Source organism: Xanthomonas indica (assembly GCF_040529045.1).
Lineage (GTDB): Bacteria > Pseudomonadota > Gammaproteobacteria > Xanthomonadales > Xanthomonadaceae > Xanthomonas_A > Xanthomonas_A indica.
In genome coordinates, this window is record NZ_CP131914.1 from 2,869,722 (window position 1) to 2,885,114 (window position 15,393).

The following is a 15,393-nucleotide window of genomic DNA, read 5'->3' on the forward strand; positions in this document are numbered from 1 at the left end:
AGGCCGCCGTCACGGCAGCTCGAGATCGACATCCTTGCCGTAGCGGCGCAACCAGGCGTCGCGTGGCGGATCCTGGCGGTACTGCGCGCGCAGCTTCGCCCAGGTCTGTTCATTGCCGTCGCAGTACGTGTCCATCGCCTTTTCCAGGTCGCGACGCCGCGCGGCGTCGTAGGGTTCCTCCCCGGCGAAGTGGCTGCAGGTGTCCTGGCGGGCGACGAAGGCGCTGATCGGCTCGGGCATCGAGCAGAAGCCGGCGTGGTGCTCGGGATCGACCGCGTCCGGAATCGTGCATGCGGGCTTGGCCGCGGCCGCGGCGGCCGGCCTCGCCGGCGCGGCGAGCGCCAGCGCCGGCAGGGCCAGCAGCAGGCCAAGGCAGGCGCGCTGCGGCGCATGCCCGGCGCTGCCGGTGCGGGAGGCGTGACCGGCACGGCGCCCGCGCATGGAGTCAGTCGGCGCGGCCGGCGAATTCGCCGGTGGTGGTGTTGACCAGCACGCGCTCGCCGTTGCCGATGTACTCCGGCACCATGATCTCGATGCCGGTGTTGAGCTTGGCCGGCTTCGGGCGCTTGGTGGCGGTGCCGCCCTTGAGCTCGGGCGGGGTCTCGATCACTTCCAGGGTCACGCTCTGCGGCAGCTGGATCGCCACCGGCTGGTCGTCGATGACCTGCACGTAGATGCCGCTGAGGCCGTCGGTGATGTAGCCGGCGTCGGTGCCGATCGCATCGGCGTCCAGGGTGTAGGGGGTGTAGTCCTCATCGTCGAGGAACACGAAGGCCTCGCCGTCCTTGTAGGAGAAGGTGGCCTGGCGACGCATCAGCTCGACCTCGCGCAGGTCGTCGTCGCCGTCGAAGCTGGCATCGAGCTTGTTGCCGCCCGGCACGCTGTACATCACGAAGCGGAAGCGCACGTTGCCGCCGCGGCCCTGCGGCGAGCTGCGCTCGATGTCGCGGATCTGGTACACGCCGTTGTTGTACTCGACGACGTTGCCTTTCTTGATTTCGTTGGCTTTCATGGGAGCTGGGGATCGGAATGGGGAATAGGGAATCGGAACGGCGTCAAGCGGCCGGAAAGGATCGGCGGGAGGGAGGCGCTTTTGCGATTCCCCATTCCCGATTCTCCATTCCCGGCTACTTGGGCGCCAACCGCACCGCGCCGTCCAGGCGGATGGTCTCGCCGTTGAGGTAGCGGTTGCGCAGCAGGAACATCACCGTGTCGGCGAATTCGTCCGGGCGGCCGAGACGCGAAGGATACGGGATCGCCGCGGCCAGCGATTGCTGCACGGCCTCGGGCATGCCGTCGACCATCGGGGTCCAGAAGATGCCCGGGGCGATGGTGTTGACGCGGATGCCGAAGCGCGCCAGTTCGCGCGCCATCGGCAGGGTCATCGCCACCACGCCGCCCTTGGACGCGGCATAGGCGGCCTGGCCGATCTGGCCTTCGTAGGCGGCGACGCTGGCGGTGTTGACGATGGCGCCGCGCTCGCCGTCCTCGCCTGGGGCGTTGTGCTGCATCAGGTCGGCGGCGGCCTTGGCGACGTTGAAGCTGCCGACCAGGTTGACCATCACCGTGCCCTGGAAGGTGGCCAGCGGCATCGGCGCTTCCTTGCCGAGTACGCGACCGGCGCCGAGGATGCCGGCGCAATTGACCGCAGCGTTGAGACCGCCGAGAAAATCACGCGCCGCGCCGAGTTGCGCGGCCACCTGGGCTTCGTCGCTGACGTCGGTGCGCAGGTAGCGGGCCCGCTCCGCGCCCAGCGCGGCGACCGCGGCCGCGCCCTTGTCGTCGTTCAGATCGAACAGCGCCACCTTGCCGCCTTCGGCGACGATGCGTTGCGCCACCGCCAGGCCGAGGCCGGACACGCCGCCGGTGACCACCGCTTTCAGATCGGCAAGCTGCATGGATGTTCCCTCCCAGGAAAACGCCCAGTTTAGAGGGTGCCGCCCCGTTGCGGCGAGACGCGCCGACCGGGCGCGGTGTGCAGGCCTGTGGTCGGGCGCGGAGCTGTCGCGGCTCAGGCCTCGGCGGCTAGCGCCTGGCCGACCTTGCTGCCGGTCGGGCGGCCGAGTTTCTGCGCCAGCCAGCGACCGGTCGCGGCCAGCGCCGGCAGGTCGATGCCAGTCTCCACGCCATTGCCGTGCAGCAGGTAGACCACGTCCTCGCTGGCCACGTTGCCGCTGGCGCCCTTGGCATACGGGCAGCCGCCGGCGCCGGACACCGCGGCATCGACCACGCGCACGCCTTCTTCCAGGCAGGCGGCGATGTTGGCCAGGGCCTGGCCGTAGGTATCGTGGAAATGCACCGCCAGCGCCGCCATCGGCACCGCCGCGGCGACCGCGCGCAGCATCGCCCGCGCCTTGCCGGGCGTGCCCACGCCGATGGTGTCGCCCAGCGAGATCTCGTAGCAGCCCATCGCGTGCAGCCGCTGCGCCACCCGCACCACGTCGGCCAGGGGGACCTCGCCCTGGTAGGGGCAGCCGAGCACGGTGGAGACGTAGCCGCGCACCTTGACCCCGTCCGCGGCCGCGCGCTCCAGCACCGGGGCGAAGCGCGCCAGCGATTCGTCGATGCCGGCATTGGTATTGGTGCGGTTGAAGGCCTCCGAGGCGGCGGTGAACACGGCTACCTCGCGTACGCCGACCGCGGCGGCGCGTTCGTAGCCCTGCAGGTTCGGCACCAGCACCGGGTAGTCCACCCCCGGCACCTGCGCGATGCCGGCGTAGACCTCGGCCGCATCGGCCAGCTGCGGCACCCATTTCGGGCTGACGAAGCTGGTCGCCTCGATGCTGCGCAGGCCGGTGCGCCCCAGCCGTGCGATCAGTTCGATCTTGTCGGCGGTGGCGACCCAGGCCTTCTCGTTCTGCAAGCCGTCGCGCGGGCCGACCTCGACGATGCGCACGCGGTCGCTCATCGCCGAGATTCCTGTGCCGTTGGCCGGGCAATGCACACGAAACGGGAAGCGACGAGGGTCATGGGAATTCCTGATAGGAAGAGATCGCGAAGCAACGGCACGCACGGCCGTCGTCATCTACACCGGCGCGACATGGCCGCGCGGATCAGGCCGTCGCGGGGTGGTGGCAGACCGCTTCGATGTTGTGGCCGTCCGGATCCAGCAGGAACGCGCCGTAGTAGTCGGGGTGATAGTGCGGGCGCAGGCCCGGTGCGCCGTGGTCGCGGCCGCCGGCGGCCAGGCCGGCCCGATGGAAGGCATCCACCTGCGCGCGGCTGGCGGCGACGAAGGCCACGTGCACGCCGTGGTCGCCAGCGTCGCGGCCGCCGTCGGCGATCCAGAAGCTGGGCTTGCCGTCGCGGCCGAAGCCGACGTGGCGCTGGCCGCCGCTCTGTTCGGCGCTCACCTGCATCACCACGTCCAGGTCCAGCGCGGCCAGGGCGGCGCGGTAGAAGGCCAGGCTGCGGTCGAGGTCGCTGCAGCGCAGGCCGAGATGGTCGATCGGGTTCATGGGCTGGCCCTCCAGGCCGGTTCGCGTTTCTCGAGGAACGCATTCAGTCCTTCCTGGCCCTCGGCCGAGACCCGCAGCTGCGCGATCAGGGCCGCGTTGGCCTGGTCCAGCGCATCGCGCTCGCCGCCGGCGGCAACCCGCCGCACCAGCGCCTTGGCGCCGGCAGCGGCCAGCGGCCCGGCCTGGCCGAGCAGGGCGACCTGGCGCTGCACCGCCGCGTCCAGCGCCTCCGGCGCCACCGCCTGGTGGACCAGGCCGATCTGCGCCGCGGTGGCGGCGTCGAAGGTTTCCGCGCTGGCGAACCAGCGCCGCGCCTGGCGCGCGCCGATCGCGGCGATCACGTACGGCGAGATCACCGCCGGCAGCAGGCCCAGCCGGCTTTCGCTGAGCGCGAAGCGCGCATCGGTGGCGGCCACGGCGATGTCGCAGCAGGCGACCAGGCCGACCGCGCCGCCGAACGCGGCGCCCTGCACCCGTGCCACCGTGGGCTTGGGCAGTTCGTCGAGCAGGCGCATCAGCCGCGCCAGGGCCAGTGCGTCGTCCAGGTTCGCCTGTTCGCCGGCGCCGGCCATCGAGCGCATCCACTGCAGGTCGGCGCCGGCCGAGAACGCCGCGCCGGCGCCGGCCAGGACCACGACCTGCACCTGCGGATCGGCGCCGATCTGCAGCAGGGCGTCGCTGAGCTGCGCGATCAGCGCGGCGTCGAAGGCGTTGCGGACCTCGGGTCGGTTCAACTGCAGCGTCAGGACCTTGCCGGATCGTTGCAACAACAGGACATCGCTCATCGAACACGCTCGTACGCAGGGAAAACGGCAGCCATACGGAATGATAGCCGCCCGTGCCGGCGCCGCCATGACGCGCCGCGGCGATGCTACAATTGATAACCATTCTTATCGACGGATCGTGCTGTGACGTTGTCCGACATGCCGTTGCGCAGCAGCGCCCTGGTGGAATCCGTGCACGACCGCCAGCCCAACGACGCCATTGCGCGGCGTCTGCGCGAGCTGGGTTTCGTCGCCGGCGAGCAGGTGCAGGTGCTGACCAGTGGGCCGATCGGCGGCGAACCGCTGCTGGTGCAGGTGGGCTATACGCGCTTCGCGCTGCGCCGCAGCGAGGCGGCGCGGGTGCAGGTCAGCGCGCTGGACGAGGTGCGCCCGTGAGCGCGGTGGCCGCGCCGCTGCGCCTGGCCCTGGTCGGCAACCCGAACTGCGGCAAGACCGCACTGTTCAACCAGTTGACAGGCAGCAAGCAGAAGGTCGCCAATTACGCCGGCGTCACTGTCGAGCGCAAGGAGGGCCGTTTCCGCGCGCCGTCCGGGCGCGAGTTCGCGGTGCTGGACCTGCCGGGCGCCTACAGCCTGCAGCCGGCCAGCCTGGACGAGGCGATCACCCGCGACCTGTGCCGCGGCTTTTACCCGGGCGAGCCGGCGCCGGACGTGCTGGTCTGCGTGGTCGACGCCACCAACCTGCGCTTGCACCTGCGCTTCGCGCTGGAGCTGCGCGAACTGGGCAAGCCGATGCTGGTGGCCCTGAACATGGTCGACGCGGCGCAGCGCCGCGGCATCCAGATCGACCGCCAGGCGCTGGAGCAGGCGCTGGGCGTGCCGGTGATCGAGACCGTGGCGGTGCGCCGCAACGGCGCGCGTGCCCTGGTCGAGCGGCTGGACACGCTGGCGCCGGCACTGCCGCCGGCGGTGGCGCCGGCCGAGGGGCAGGGCGACTACCACCAGCAGGTGCGCGCGATCCTGGCGGCGGCGGTGTCGATGCCGACGCGGACCTCGCGGGTAGACGATGCGCTGGACCGCTGGCTGCTGCATCCGGTGGCCGGCCTGCTGACCCTGGCGGTGGTGATGTTCCTGATCTTCCAGGCGGTCTATGCCTGGGCCGCGCCGCTGATGGACCTGATCGACGGCGGCACCAAGGCACTGGGTGCCTGGGTCGGCGCGACCCTGCCGCAGGGGCCGCTGAGCAGCCTGCTGGTGGACGGCATCATCGCCGGTCTCGGCGGCGTGGTGATCTTCCTGCCGCAGATCCTGATCCTGTTCGCCTTCATCCTGGCGCTGGAGGAGTCCGGCTACCTGCCGCGCGCGGCGTTCCTGCTCGACCGCATGATGGCCGCCGCCGGCCTGTCCGGGCGCTCGTTCATCCCGCTGCTGTCCAGCTTCGCCTGCGCCGTGCCCGGGATCATGTCCACCCGCAGCATCCAGGACCCGCGCGACCGCCTGGCGACCATCCTGGTGGCGCCGCTGATGACCTGTTCGGCGCGCCTGCCGGTGTACGCCCTGCTGATCGGCGCGTTCATCCCGCAGCGGCAGGTGTGGGGCGTGTTCAACCAGCAGGGCCTGGTGCTGTTCGGCCTGTACTTCGCCGCCATCGCCAGTGCGCTGCTGGTGTCGTGGACGATGAAGAAGTGGCGCCGCGACAAGGGCGAGCATCCGCTGCTGCTGGAGCTGCCGTCCTACCGCGTGCCGCACCTGCGCGACCTGGCGCTGGGCCTGTGGGAGCGCGCGGCGATCTTCCTCAAGCGCGTCGGCGGCATCATCCTGGCGTTGACCATCCTGCTGTGGTTCCTGTTGTCGTTCCCGGCGCCGCCGGCCGACGCCACCCTGCCGGCGATCGACTACAGCTTCGCCGGCCGCATCGGCCACGCCATGACCACGGTGTTTTCGCCGCTGGGCTTCAACTGGCAGATCTGCATCGCGCTGATCCCCGGCCTGGCCGCGCGCGAGGTGGCGGTGTCGTCGCTGGCGACGGTGTACGCGCTGTCGGCGGCCGACGACGATGCCGCCGCGCAGGCGCTGTCGCCGCTGATCCACGACGGCTGGTCGCTGGCCACCGCGCTGTCGCTGCTGGTCTGGTACATCTACGCACCGATGTGCATTTCCACCCTGGCCACGATCAAGCGCGAGACCAATTCGTGGAAGCAGATGAGCTTCGCTGCGTTCTACCTGTTCGCGCTGGCGTACCTGGCCTCGCTGGTCACCTACCAGGTCGCGGTGGCGCTGGGAGCCGGCTGAAATGAGCACCTCGCTGCTGCTGCAGTACCTGGTGATCGCGCTGGCGGTACTGGTCAGCGCCTGGGTGGTACTGAAGAAGCAATTCCCGGGCACCGCGCGCAAGCTGCGCGGCGCACTCGCGCTACGCCTGCTCAAGCCCGGCCGGGCGGCCTGGCTGCAGGCGCTGGGGCGGCGCATCGCACCGCCGGCCAGCGCCGGCGCTGGCGCCTGCGGCGGCTGCGACAGCTGCGGGCCGACGCCGCCGCGGCGGCACTGAGCCGCGCCACGCGTTCCCGGCCCGCGCCTGCTTGTGCGCCGCACATGCGCGTGGCGAGGGCGGCGACTATCCTATGCCGATGACCAATCCATTCCCGTTCTCCCGCCGTGCGCAGGCGCTGACCAGTTCGGCGATCCGCGAAATCCTCAAGGTCACCGAACGCCCGGAAGTGATCTCCTTTGCCGGCGGCCTGCCGTCGCCGGATACCTTCCCGGTCGCGCGCATGCGCGAGGCCTGCGACAAGGTGCTGCGCGATGCGCCGCAGGCGGCGCTGCAGTACGGCCCGACCGAGGGCTATCTGTTGCTGCGCGAATGGGTGGCGGCACGGCTGAGCCGCGACGGCGCCAGCATCCGACCCAGCCAGGTGCTGATCACCACCGGGTCGCAGCAGGGCCTGGACCTGCTCGGCAAGGTGTTCATCGACGAAGGCAGCAAGGTGCTGGTGGAAACGCCCAGCTATCTCGGCGCGCTGCAGGCGTTCTCGCTGTTCCAGCCGGCGTTCGCGGCAATGCAGTCGGACGACGACGGCGTGGTGGTGGACGCGCTGGACGATGCGCAACTGGCCGGCGCGCGCTTCATGTACGTGCTGCCGAACTTCCAGAATCCGACCGGGCGGCGCCTGCCGCTGCACCGGCGCCAGGCGCTGGTGGCGCGTGCGGCCGAGGCCGGCGTGCCGATCGTCGAGGACGATCCCTACGGCGAGCTGTGCTACAGCGGCGACACGCTGCCGAGCCTGCTGTCGATGAACCCGGACGGCGCCATCTACATGGGCTCGTTCTCCAAGGTTTTCGCGCCCGGCCTGCGCCTGGGCTACGTGGTCGCGCCGGAAGCGGTGCACGCCAAGCTGGTGCAGGCCAAGCAGGCCGCCGACCTGCACACCCCGTCGTTCAGCCAGCGCATCGTCTACGAGGCGGTGCAGGACGGCTTTTTGGATGCACACATCCCTGGCATCCGTGCGCTGTACGCCAGCCGCTGCGAGCAGATGCTCGCCGCCCTGGGCAAGTATTTCCCCGCGCAGGTGCGCTGGAATCGCCCGGCCGGCGGCATGTTCATCTGGGTCGAGCTGCCGGTGGGCATGGACGGCGGCGCGCTGCTGAGCAAGGCGATCGAGCGCAATGTGGCCTTCGTGCCGGGTGCGCCGTTCTTCGCGGTCGCGCCGCAGCGCAATACCCTGCGGCTCTCGTTCGTGACGGTGCCGGCCGAACGCATCGAGATGGGTGTGCGCATCCTCGGCGCGCTGTTGCAGGACGAGGTCGCCGCGCACCTGCGCGCGACGGCCTGAGTCCGGCGTCGTGCCGTCCATGACACCCTCCGGTTCCGCCGTGGCAGCGTGGACCATCGATGCGGTCCTGGTCGGCCGCGCCCAGGCGTTCACCCGCCCGGGCAGCCGCAGCGCGATCGACAAGCGACCGCAGGCCGGGCGCCTGCGCATCGGGCTGGAGGGGCTGGAACTGGACGAGCAGGGCGACCGCCGTGTGCATGGCGGCCCCGACAAGGCCTTGCACCATTATCCGCGCGACCATTACCCGGCCTGGCGCGAGGAACTGGGCGTGCATGCCTTGCTGGACGCGCCGGGCGCGTTCGGCGAAAACCTCAGCAGTTGCGGCGTGACCGAAGCTGACCTGTGCCTGGGCGACCGGCTGCGCCTGGGCACGGCCGTGGTCGAGGTGTCGCAGTCGCGGCAGCCGTGCTGGAAGCTGTCCGACCGTTTCGGCGTGGCCGCGCTGGCGCGGCGCGTGCAGGACAGCGGCCGTACCGGCTGGTACTACCGGGTGCTGCAGCCCGGCGAGGTCGCCGCCGGCGACAGGTTGGCGCTGCTGGAGCGTCCGTATCCGCAGTGGTCGTTGGCACGCCTGGTCGGCCTGCTGTACCGGCGCGAGATCGACCCGGCGCAACTGCAGGAGGTGCTGGCGCTGCCACTGGTGCCGAACTGGCGCACCTTGTTCGAGCGGCGCCTGGCGCAGCGCGCGGTGGAGGATTGGGACAAGCGCTTGCTGGGGCAGGCGCCGGAGTAGGGCAGCAAGGCGCCGCCATTCCTATGTCTGTCGTCGTGTGTGGCGTGATTGGATGGCACCGCGTCGGGGCTGAAGCCCCTCCCACCCACTTTCCGGCAAGCGACGCCGTTGATGGTCTGTAGGAGCGGCTTCAGCCGCGACGAACGAAGCGCGGCGCTCGCCGGCACCGAGCACTGTCCACGCGGGCACGCTTCACCTCTTTCATCGACGACCCGGGGACGCTTCGGCGCCCGCCGCCTGCCATCCACGGCACACGCCCTCTGTCGCACCCGCGCGCAAACCGCTAGCCTTGTGCCGATGACGACTTCTCCGTTGCGTGTGTTGATCCATGGTGCGTCCGGCCGCATGGGCCAGGCGTTGTTGCGGCTGGCCGCGCAGGACCCGGCGCTGCAGGTGGTGGCCGCGGTGGTCCGCCGCGCGCCGGCGCAGCGGGTGATCGATGGTGTGCCGTACTTCGCCGCGGCCGAACTGGGCGGCGTGCCGGCCTTCGACGTGGCGATCGACTTCAGCCTGCCGCAGGGCTTCGACCCGGTGCTGGCCTTGTGCACGGCGCGCGGTGCGGCGCTGGTGTCCGGCACCACCGGGCTGGAGGACGCGCAGCGGCAGGCGCTGGCCGCCGCCGCCGAGCGCATTCCGTTGATCTGGGCATCGAACTTCAGCCTGGGCGTGGCGGTGCTGCACGATCTGGTCGAGCGCGCCGCCGCGGCGCTGCCGGGCTGGGATTGCGACATCGTCGAATCCCACCACGTGCACAAGCAGGACGCCCCCTCCGGCACCGCGCTGACACTTGGCGACGCGGCCGCCCAGGGCGGCGCCACCCCGCGCTACGCCAGCCTGCGCGCCGGCGACATCGTCGGCGAGCATCTGGTGCAGTTCGCCGGGCTCGGCGAGCGGGTCGAGCTGGTGCACCGCGCCAGCAACCGCGACATCTTCGCCCGCGGCGCGCTGCACGCCGCCGCGCGCCTGCCGGGGCGTGCGCCCGGGGCCTACCGGCTGCGCGACCTGCTCGGCTGAACAGGCACTTCACCCAAACGGCTGGCGCGGACCGCCCCGCGCCGGTACAATTCTCGCTCGCCTGTTACCCATCGCCACGGACCCGGAGAAGCGCCGAGTTCGCGGTTTCTTGCAGCCTGCAAGTTGGTGGGGCAGGGTTCCTCTCTCCCCAAGGCGAACCCCGTGACTCAACCCGCAATCCTTGTCCTTGAAGACGGCACCGTGTTCGAGGGCGAATCCGTAGGCGCTGCCGGCCTGTCCGTCGGCGAAGTGGTGTTCAACACCGCCATGACCGGCTACCAGGAGATCCTCACCGATCCCTCCTACGCCCGCCAACTGGTCACGCTGACCTACCCGCACATCGGCAACACCGGCTGCACCGACCAGGACGACGAGGCCGCCCAGGTCTGGTCGGCCGGCCTGATCGTGCGCGACGTGCCGCGCCGCCCCAGCAACTGGCGCAACCAGGTGGCGCTGCCGGACTGGCTGATCCAGCGCGGCGTGGTCGCCATCGCCGGCATCGACACCCGCAAGCTGACCCGCATCCTGCGCGAGAAGGGCTCGCAGAACGGCGCGCTGATGGCCGGCGAGGTCAACGTGGACACCGCGCTGGAAGCGGCGCGCGCGTTCCCGGGGCTGAAGGGCATGGACCTGGCCAAGGTGGTGTCCACCGACAAGGCCTATCCCTGGCGCGACGGCCAGCTCGACCTGGACAGCAACGCGTTCGTGCAGGCCGAGCCCAGGTTCAAGGTCGTCGCCTACGACTACGGGGTCAAGCTCAACATCCTGCGCATGCTCGCCGAGCGCGGCTGCGAGGTGACCGTGGTGCCGGCGCAGACGCCGGTCGCCGAAGTACTGGCGATGAACCCGCACGGCGTGTTCCTGTCCAACGGTCCCGGCGATCCGGCGCCCTGCGACTACGCGATCGCCGCGATCCAGGAACTGCTGGCGCGCAAGATCCCGACCTTCGGCATCTGCCTGGGCCACCAGTTGCTGGCGCTGGCCGCCGGTGCGCAGACCCTGAAGATGGGCCACGGCCACCACGGCGCCAACCATCCGGTGCAGGACCTGGACAGCGGCCGGGTGATGATCACCTCGCAGAACCACGGCTTCGCGGTGGACGAGGCGACCTTGCCGGCCAACGTGCGCGTCACCCATCGCTCGCTGTTCGATGGCAGCAACCAGGGCATCGCGCTCACCGACGCGCCGGCCTTCAGCTTCCAGGGCCATCCTGAAGCCTCGCCGGGTCCGCGCGACGTGGCGCCGCTGTTCGATCGCTTCACCGCGCTGATGGCGGCGGCTGGCGCATGAACCTTCGCCAGCTGACGTTGGCGATTCTCCTCGCGTGCAGTGGAGCTGCAACGGCCTCCGACGTATCGGATGCGCAAGCGTCGCAACTTTTCCAGATCCTCGGATTGAAAGAGGCGGTGTCCATCTACGCCAAGGACTCGGTGGCATCAGCGCCGTTGTTCCAAAAACTCGGTTCAGATCAAAAAGGCTGCATTGCTGGGCTCGTGGGAGAGACGATCGCGCGGAATACCGTGGCGCAGTTGAAGACCCTCTTCCAGGATGACGACAAGGCAGAGCGCTGGATCCAGTTTTCCAAGACAGCTGCTGGTCAGCGCTACATGCAGTATGTGGCCGCGGCTGCAAAGGCCGTTTTTCTGAGCCGACCCGTGCCTGATCGCGCCGAATTGCTGCTTGGAATGAGCCCTGCTCAAGCGGCGCAGACGCAGGAGTTCATCGCTTCGCCTGCAGGCATGGTGTTCCGCGCGGCACCGCCGCTGACTCCCCCTGCCATGACGGAAGCGCAGCAGGCAGCGCTCGGGGATGAGCTGGTCAATCGTTGTCGATTGTCCGAATCCGATTTTTCCTGAACGACTCTAAACGTTAGACGCTCAGCCTCACATACGTCGAAAGTCCAGACTTCGAGAAAGAAATGCCCAAGCGCACCGACCTCCAAACCATCCTCATCATCGGCGCCGGCCCGATCGTCATCGGCCAGGCCTGCGAGTTCGACTACTCCGGCGCGCAGGCGTGCAAGGCGCTGCGCGACGAGGGCTACCGCGTGGTGCTGGTCAACAGCAACCCGGCCACGATCATGACCGACCCGAACATGGCCGACGCCGTGTACATCGAGCCGATCAACTGGCAGACGGTCGAGAAGATCATCGCCAAGGAAAAGCCCGATGCGCTGCTGCCGACCATGGGCGGGCAGACCGCGCTGAACTGCGCGCTGGACCTGGCCGACCACGGCGTGCTGGAGAAGTACGGCGTCGAGCTGATCGGCGCCAAGCGCGAGGCCATCCGCATGGCCGAAGACCGCGAGCTGTTCCGCGTGGCGATGGGCGAGATCGGCCTGGAGTGCCCCAAGGCGGCGGTGGCGCATACCCTGGAAGAGGCGCTGGAGATCCAGGCCACGGTGGGCTACCCGACCATCATCCGCCCCAGCTTCACCCTCGGCGGCAGCGGCGGCGGCATCGCCTACAACCGCGAAGAACTGATCGAGATCGTCGGCCGCGGCCTGGAACTGTCGCCGACCAGCGAAGTGCTGGTCGAGGAGTCGGTGCTGGGCTGGAAGGAGTTCGAGATGGAAGTGGTCCGCGACACCGCGGACAACTGCATCATCGTCTGCTCGATCGAGAACCTGGACCCGATGGGCGTGCACACCGGCGACTCGATCACCGTGGCCCCGGCGCAGACCCTCACCGACAAGGAATACCAGCGCCTGCGCGATGCCTCGATCGCGGTGCTGCGCAAGATCGGCGTGGATACCGGCGGCTCCAACGTGCAGTTCGGCATCAACGCGCAGACCGGCCGCGTGGTGGTGATCGAGATGAACCCGCGCGTGTCGCGCTCCTCGGCGCTGGCCTCCAAGGCCACCGGCTTCCCGATCGCCAAGGTCGCGGCCAAGCTGGCGGTCGGCTACACCCTGGACGAGCTGAAGAACGAGATCACCGGCGGGCTGACTCCGGCCTCGTTCGAGCCGTCGATCGACTACGTGGTCACCAAGATCCCGCGCTTCGCCTTCGAGAAGTTCCCGCAGGCCGACGCGCGCCTGACCACGCAGATGAAGTCGGTGGGCGAGGTGATGGCGATGGGCCGTACCTTCTCCGAATCGCTGCAGAAGGCGCTGCGCGGCCTGGAGACCGGCAAGATCGGCCTGGACCCGACCGGCCTGGACCTGAGCAGCGAAGACGACCTGGCCACGCTCAAGCGCGAGCTGAAGGCGCCCGGTCCGGAGCGGCTGTTCTATGTCGCCGATGCGTTCCGCGCCGGCATGAGCGTGGAGCAGGTCCACGCGCTGTCGTTCATCGATCCCTGGTTCCTCGACCAGATGGAAGACCTGATCGCGCAGGAAGCGCAGTTGGCTGCCGACGGCCTCGGTGCGCTGGACGCCAAGCGCCTGCGCACGCTCAAGCGTGCCGGTTTCTCCGATGCGCGCCTGGCCGAGCTGTGCGGCACCAACGAAGCGGCGGTGCGCGCGCTGCGCCGCGCGCACAAGGTGCGCCCGGTGTACAAGCGGGTGGACTCGTGCGCGGCCGAATTCGCCACCAGCACCGCCTACCTGTACTCGACCTACGAGGACGAGTGCGAGGCCGCGCCGAGCGACCGCGACAAGATCATGATCCTCGGCGGCGGTCCCAACCGCATCGGCCAGGGCATCGAGTTCGACTACTGCTGCGTGCACGCGGCGCTGGCGCTGCGCGAGGACGGCTACGAGACCATCATGGTCAACTGCAATCCGGAGACCGTGTCCACCGACTACGACACCTCCGATCGCCTGTACTTCGAACCGCTGACCCTGGAAGACGTGCTGGAGATCGTCGAGCTGGAGCAGCCCAAGGGCGTGATCGTGCAGTACGGCGGGCAGACCCCGCTGAAGCTGGCGCGCGCGCTGGAAGCCAACGGCGTGCCGGTGATCGGCACCTCGCCGGACTCGATCGACCTGGCCGAGGACCGCGAGCGCTTCCAGCAGCTGGTCGACAAGCTGGGCCTGAAGCAGCCGCCGAACCGCATCGCCCGCAACGCCGATGAGGCGTTGGTGCTGGCGCGCGAGATCGGCTATCCGCTGGTGGTGCGCCCGAGCTACGTGCTCGGCGGCCGCGCCATGGAGATCGTCTACGGCGAATCCGACCTGGCGCGCTACGTGCGCGACGCGGTCAAGGTCTCCAATGATTCGCCGGTGCTGCTGGACCGCTTCCTCGACAATGCGGTGGAAGTGGACGTGGACATCATCGCCGACCACAGTGGCCAGGTGCTGATCGGCGGCGTGATGGAGCACATCGAGGAAGCCGGCGTGCACTCGGGCGATTCGTCCTGTTCGCTGCCGCCGTACTCGCTGTCGCCGGCCACCCAGACCGAGCTGCGTCGCCAGGTGGTCGAACTGGCCAAGGCGCTGAACGTGGTCGGGCTGATGAACACCCAGTTCGCGGTGCAGGTCAACGATGCCGGCGACGACATCGTCTACCTGCTGGAAGTGAACCCGCGCGCCTCGCGCACCGTGCCGTTCGTGTCCAAGGCGATCGGCGTGCCGCTGGCCAAGATCGCTGCGCGCTGCATGGCCGGCAAGACCCTGGCCGAGCAGGGCGCGCTGAAGGAAATCGTGCCCGACTACTACTCGGTGAAGGAGGCGATCTTCCCGTTCGCCAAGTTCCAGGGCGTCGATCCGATCCTCGGCCCGGAGATGCGTTCCACCGGTGAGGTGATGGGCGTGGGCCGCAGCTTCGGCGCGGCGTTCGCGCGTGCGCAGGAAGCCGGCGGCATCAAGGCGCCGCCGCTGGGCAAGGCCTTCGTGTCGGTGCGCGATCCGGACAAGCAGCGCGTGCTGCCGGTGGCGCAGGCGCTGGTCGAGCGCGGCTACACCCTGGTCGCCACCCGCGGCACCTGCGCCTGGCTGCAGCAACACGGCCTGCAGTGCGAGCAGGTCAACAAGGTCGCCGAGGGCCGCCCGCACATCGTCGATCTGATCAAGAACGGCGAAATCGTGTATATCGTCAACACCACCGAGGGCCGGGCGGCGATCTCCGACTCGTTCTCGATCCGTCGCGAAGCCCTGCAGCATCGCGTCACCTATTCGACCACGGTCGCCGGCGCGCGTGCGCTGGTGCATTCACTGGAATTCCGCGGCACCGGTCCGGTCTGGGCGCTGCAGGAACTGCACAAGGAGCTGGAAGCGTGAGAGCCCCGATCACCATGCAAGGCGCGCAGCGGTTGCGCGAGGAACTGGATCACCTGAAGTCGGTCAAGCGTCCCGAGGTCATCACCGCGATCGCCGAGGCGCGTGCGCACGGCGATCTCAAGGAGAACGCCGAGTACCACGCCGCGCGCGAGCAGCAGGGCTTCATCGAAGGCCGCATCAAGCAGCTGGAGAGCGAGCTCTCGCACGCCGAGGTCATCGACGTCAGCAAGCTGGCGGTCGGCAGCAAGGTGGTGTTCGGCGCCACCGTGACCCTGGCCGACGTGGAGACCGACGAGGAGAAGCGTTACCAGCTGGTCGGCGACCTGGAGGCGGACATCAAGCAGGGCCTGATCGCGATTTCCTCGCCGTTGGCGCGTGCGCTGATCGGCAAGATGGAAGGCGACAGCGTCAGCATCGACGCCCCGGCCGGACGCCGCGAGTACGAGATCGTCAGCGTCGCCTACGTCGGCTGA

The 15,393-nt window shown here is 69.5% G+C and carries 16 protein-coding genes; 10 read left to right on the plus strand and 6 right to left on the minus strand.

The features are described from left to right. Positions 1-9: 9 nt before the first annotated feature. From Q7W82_RS12460 to Q7W82_RS12485, 6 genes are all read right to left on the minus strand, one after another. On the minus strand, positions 10-441 hold the full coding sequence (locus Q7W82_RS12460; protein WP_242161267.1) for a hypothetical protein: 432 nt from the start codon (positions 439-441) through the stop codon (positions 10-12). Between the two features lie 4 nt (positions 442-445). Further along, positions 446-1,012: an elongation factor P-like protein YeiP gene (yeiP, locus tag Q7W82_RS12465; protein WP_010343353.1), complete on the minus strand. Its 567-nt coding sequence runs from the start codon at positions 1,010-1,012 to the stop codon at positions 446-448. A gap of 115 nt (positions 1,013-1,127) precedes the next feature. Next, positions 1,128-1,898 (minus strand): SDR family oxidoreductase, encoded by a 771-nt coding sequence (locus tag Q7W82_RS12470; protein ID WP_242161268.1) that lies wholly within the window; start codon positions 1,896-1,898, stop codon positions 1,128-1,130. Positions 1,899-2,011: 113 nt separating this feature from the next. Then, a complete protein-coding gene (locus Q7W82_RS12475; RefSeq protein ID WP_242161269.1) occupies positions 2,012-2,908 on the minus strand; it encodes a hydroxymethylglutaryl-CoA lyase in 897 nt (298 codons plus the stop codon). A gap of 145 nt (positions 2,909-3,053) precedes the next feature. Next, complete coding sequence (locus Q7W82_RS12480; protein WP_242161270.1) at positions 3,054-3,458, minus strand: VOC family protein; 405 nt, start codon at positions 3,456-3,458, stop codon at positions 3,054-3,056. Beyond that, positions 3,455-4,243, minus strand: a complete 789-nt coding sequence (locus Q7W82_RS12485; RefSeq protein ID WP_242161271.1) for an enoyl-CoA hydratase-related protein — start codon at positions 4,241-4,243, stop codon at positions 3,455-3,457. Before Q7W82_RS12485 ends, Q7W82_RS12480 begins: the two co-directional genes overlap by 4 nt. 123 nt (positions 4,244-4,366) lie before the next feature. On the opposite strand from Q7W82_RS12485, the gene Q7W82_RS12490 reads away from it, so the two are divergent. The 10 genes from Q7W82_RS12490 to greA all read left to right on the plus strand — a co-directional run bounded on the left by Q7W82_RS12490 (position 4,367) and on the right by greA (position 15,393). Then, positions 4,367-4,618, plus strand: a complete 252-nt coding sequence (locus Q7W82_RS12490) for a FeoA family protein (RefSeq protein ID WP_010343348.1) — start codon at positions 4,367-4,369, stop codon at positions 4,616-4,618. After that, positions 4,615-6,474 (plus strand): ferrous iron transporter B, encoded by a 1,860-nt coding sequence (locus Q7W82_RS12495; RefSeq protein WP_242161272.1) that lies wholly within the window; start codon positions 4,615-4,617, stop codon positions 6,472-6,474. The genes Q7W82_RS12490 and Q7W82_RS12495 overlap by 4 nt, the downstream gene beginning before the upstream one ends. A gap of 1 nt (position 6,475) precedes the next feature. Beyond that, positions 6,476-6,730 (plus strand): DUF6587 family protein, encoded by a 255-nt coding sequence (locus tag Q7W82_RS12500; protein ID WP_242161273.1) that lies wholly within the window; start codon positions 6,476-6,478, stop codon positions 6,728-6,730. 73 nt (positions 6,731-6,803) lie between these two features. Further along, a complete protein-coding gene (locus Q7W82_RS12505) occupies positions 6,804-8,012 on the plus strand; it encodes a PLP-dependent aminotransferase family protein (RefSeq protein WP_242161274.1) in 1,209 nt (402 codons plus the stop codon). A 19-nt stretch (positions 8,013-8,031) separates the two neighbouring features. Further along, positions 8,032-8,745: an MOSC domain-containing protein gene (locus tag Q7W82_RS12510; protein ID WP_242161275.1), complete on the plus strand. Its 714-nt coding sequence runs from the start codon at positions 8,032-8,034 to the stop codon at positions 8,743-8,745. Between the two features lie 297 nt (positions 8,746-9,042). Then, complete coding sequence (gene dapB, locus Q7W82_RS12515) at positions 9,043-9,759, plus strand: 4-hydroxy-tetrahydrodipicolinate reductase (RefSeq protein ID WP_242161276.1); 717 nt, start codon at positions 9,043-9,045, stop codon at positions 9,757-9,759. Between the two features lie 162 nt (positions 9,760-9,921). Next, positions 9,922-11,049 (plus strand): glutamine-hydrolyzing carbamoyl-phosphate synthase small subunit, encoded by a 1,128-nt coding sequence (gene carA / locus Q7W82_RS12520; protein WP_242161277.1) that lies wholly within the window; start codon positions 9,922-9,924, stop codon positions 11,047-11,049. After that, the gene (locus Q7W82_RS12525) at positions 11,046-11,615 is read left to right on the plus strand and encodes a hypothetical protein (RefSeq protein ID WP_242161278.1); all 570 of its coding nucleotides are present in this window, start codon (positions 11,046-11,048) and stop codon (positions 11,613-11,615) included. Before carA ends, Q7W82_RS12525 begins: the two co-directional genes overlap by 4 nt. A 62-nt stretch (positions 11,616-11,677) precedes the next feature. Further along, a complete protein-coding gene (carB, locus tag Q7W82_RS12530; RefSeq protein WP_017909455.1) occupies positions 11,678-14,920 on the plus strand; it encodes a carbamoyl-phosphate synthase large subunit in 3,243 nt (1,080 codons plus the stop codon). An 8-nt stretch (positions 14,921-14,928) separates the two neighbouring features. Continuing rightward, a complete protein-coding gene (gene greA, locus Q7W82_RS12535) occupies positions 14,929-15,393 on the plus strand; it encodes a transcription elongation factor GreA (RefSeq protein ID WP_184502593.1) in 465 nt (154 codons plus the stop codon).

Coding starts and splice junctions, on each gene's coding strand:
- Q7W82_RS12460 (WP_242161267.1), bottom strand. CDS start 441: ATGCGCGGGCGCCGTGCCGGTCACGCCTCCCGCACCGGCAGCGCCGGG.
- yeiP (WP_010343353.1), bottom strand. CDS start 1,012: ATGAAAGCCAACGAAATCAAGAAAGGCAACGTCGTCGAGTACAACAAC.
- Q7W82_RS12470 (WP_242161268.1), bottom strand. CDS start 1,898: ATGCAGCTTGCCGATCTGAAAGCGGTGGTCACCGGCGGCGTGTCCGGC.
- Q7W82_RS12475 (WP_242161269.1), bottom strand. CDS start 2,908: ATGAGCGACCGCGTGCGCATCGTCGAGGTCGGCCCGCGCGACGGCTTG.
- Q7W82_RS12480 (WP_242161270.1), bottom strand. CDS start 3,458: ATGAACCCGATCGACCATCTCGGCCTGCGCTGCAGCGACCTCGACCGC.
- Q7W82_RS12485 (WP_242161271.1), bottom strand. CDS start 4,243: ATGAGCGATGTCCTGTTGTTGCAACGATCCGGCAAGGTCCTGACGCTG.
- Q7W82_RS12500 (WP_242161273.1), top strand. CDS start 6,476: ATGAGCACCTCGCTGCTGCTGCAGTACCTGGTGATCGCGCTGGCGGTA.
- Q7W82_RS12505 (WP_242161274.1), top strand. CDS start 6,804: ATGCCGATGACCAATCCATTCCCGTTCTCCCGCCGTGCGCAGGCGCTG.
- Q7W82_RS12510 (WP_242161275.1), top strand. CDS start 8,032: ATGACACCCTCCGGTTCCGCCGTGGCAGCGTGGACCATCGATGCGGTC.
- dapB (WP_242161276.1), top strand. CDS start 9,043: ATGACGACTTCTCCGTTGCGTGTGTTGATCCATGGTGCGTCCGGCCGC.
- Q7W82_RS12525 (WP_242161278.1), top strand. CDS start 11,046: ATGAACCTTCGCCAGCTGACGTTGGCGATTCTCCTCGCGTGCAGTGGA.
- carB (WP_017909455.1), top strand. CDS start 11,678: ATGCCCAAGCGCACCGACCTCCAAACCATCCTCATCATCGGCGCCGGC.